Raw genomic sequence first — 2,181 nt, 5'->3', positions numbered from 1 at the left:
TACGGAGCTTAGTTCTTTAAAAGAGCAGATTAAAACCCTGCTTAAAAACGGAATCATCAACGACGCAGCTCAAAGCACCACTCAAACTTATAGTTCAAATTTGATCGAGCGGAAGCTAGAGACCAAAGCGGGCGTGGGGTATGGCTACTCAAAGATTGAGGCGAGTGCGAAATTTGACGCCCTCGCGCAGGGTATAAACACTGCGATAAGCGCCGCAGCAGCGGCTCAAAGCAGCGCAGCCGGCAAGCTTGGCAAAGACGATCAGGCGGCGGATAGCGCAAAATTAGGGGGAGTGGAAGCCGAGAAATTTCTGCGCGCCGACGTAAAAAGCGTCGCGGCTCTGGGCGTCGGCATCGGCGCGAACGGATCGGATATCGCGCCGAGCGGAAACGATCTGCGGGTTTTCAGCGCCAAAAAAGGGGGCAAGGTCATCCTGCGCGGCACCGGAAGCGACGCCGTCGCGCGCGATATAAAACTCAATCCAAGCAACGCGGTAATCGAGCTTGGCAATTTTAAATTTCAAGGAAGCCTCGGCGGAGCGAGCGCCGTTTTTGATCAGACGGCGCTGGTGCCGTTTTTTAAGGCGGATAATCTCTGGCGCGCCGTAAGCTTCGCAAAACTTGCAAGCGCGGTCTATGACGCAAATAAAACGGAGCTCGGCGAGGCGTTTGATAAAAAGCTGGATAAAGACAAAGCCGCGTCTGATAGCGCGAAGCTCATCGGCGTGGAAGGGGCAAACTTTCACCGCAAAGACGGCGCCAATGGCTCAAAAATTACGACGATAACAAGCCTTGAAGGGGATTTGACTCAAGGAGATAATTTCGTCCTAAATTTAGGCGCGCCCGGCAAGCTGACTTTGAAAAACGGCACGGTCGGGCAGAGCGGAGCGCTGATAGTGCGAAACGCTACGAATATCACGGGCTACGATGCGGCGCTCGGCTTTCGAGTAGTGCCTACGGGGCTCAAGGCTACCGAGGTATTTGCATACTTCGTAGTGAGTGAAAACGAAATCAAAATAGGAAGGGTATGAGATGAAAATTTTATTTTTTGTGATGATGATGGCGGTGATAGTAGCCGTAGTGATATGGATGTCAAAAAAGCACAAAAACAAAATATCGGCAAGACCGAGCGAATCACAGAAAAAGGACGATGATATGACGCATATACTTATGCCAGCTGGCAGCGATGGAGATTTTAGAGGACTCGTGTATCAAAATAGCGGGTCAATTACGGCATATGAATCTGGAACAGCCATTGCCCTAAGTAATCTGAACGATGGATTCAACGGAACGCTTGAGCTACGCGCAATTTTGATAGATTTTGCAGAAGCCGAAGGGGGTGTAGGAACCGCAGCGGCGCTTAAAATAGATATCAACGTAAAAGGCGGGAGTGGCTACGGGCAAAGTGAAAGCCTACGGGTTTATGGCCATTTTCACTCCGGGGAGTATGAGGAAGTTTCCGTTAATGTTTCGGCTTTTATAGAAAACAAAACTCTAACGCTTCAAACCGACAATCCAGACATCGTTTTGGGCTACAGAAATATCACTATCACGGCGAAAGATTAAGGCAGCGCGATGTTTAATTTTAAAATTTACCTTGGAATTATCGCAGCGCTTCTACTTACCTGCCTTGCGCTGGCAGGGTGGAACCATAGCCTAAAGGGTAAGATCGAGCAGTTAAATAAAGACCTAGTATTCGCCAAAACGCAAGAGCTGATAAGCTCCTCGAATTTGGACGCTTGCAACGCAAAGATCGATCTGCAAAACGCCAAATTTGAAGAGATCGCTCTGCAAAACGAAAAGCTCAAAAACGCCGGTCCTATCATCAAAAAAGAGATAGAAACTAGATACAAAACGATAAATGTGCCGATAAGGGACGCAAAATGCGAAAAGAAGCTGAAATTCTATGAGGAAATATTCAGGGAGATGGGCAGATGAAAACAGGACAACTATCTATGCCGCAGTATTCAAAGCCTCTGCGCAAGACGTTTTTGATGGACAAAAACTACCAAAAAGAGCTGGCTAAGCATAAGCGAGAGTATATCATTAGATTTATTCTTTTTCTGATAGGGCTGGCGCTGTGTGTTTCTCTTAGTGGGTGTGCGGCGAAACCTGCGCCGATGGTAAGGACGGAATACAAGGACGTCCTTATCCCGATAAGGTGCAAAGTAAGCCTCCCTGC

At 48.2% G+C, this 2,181-nt stretch carries 2 protein-coding genes and 2 pseudogenes; all 4 read left to right on the top strand.

The features are described from left to right. Nucleotides 1-1,030: pseudogene (locus Q0600_RS00870) on the top strand (hypothetical protein); the annotation flags it as partial. A gap of 1 nt (nucleotide 1,031) precedes the next feature. Then, the gene (locus Q0600_RS00865; protein ID WP_298755784.1) at nucleotides 1,032-1,565 is read left to right on the top strand and encodes a hypothetical protein; all 534 of its coding nucleotides are present in this window, start codon (nucleotides 1,032-1,034) and stop codon (nucleotides 1,563-1,565) included. Between the two features lie 9 nt (nucleotides 1,566-1,574). Further along, nucleotides 1,575-1,937, top strand: a complete 363-nt coding sequence (locus tag Q0600_RS00860; protein WP_298755782.1) for a hypothetical protein — start codon at nucleotides 1,575-1,577, stop codon at nucleotides 1,935-1,937. Then, a pseudogene (locus tag Q0600_RS00855) lies at nucleotides 1,934-2,181 on the top strand (hypothetical protein); the annotation flags it as partial. The gene Q0600_RS00860 and the pseudogene Q0600_RS00855, both read left to right, overlap by 4 nt.

The sequence above is a fragment of the uncultured Campylobacter sp. genome (assembly GCF_938041645.1).
Taxonomy (GTDB): Bacteria; Campylobacterota; Campylobacteria; order Campylobacterales; family Campylobacteraceae; genus Campylobacter_B.
The sequence above is the reverse complement of the archived record's forward strand: the minus strand, read 5'-3'. Positions and strand labels throughout refer to the sequence as shown.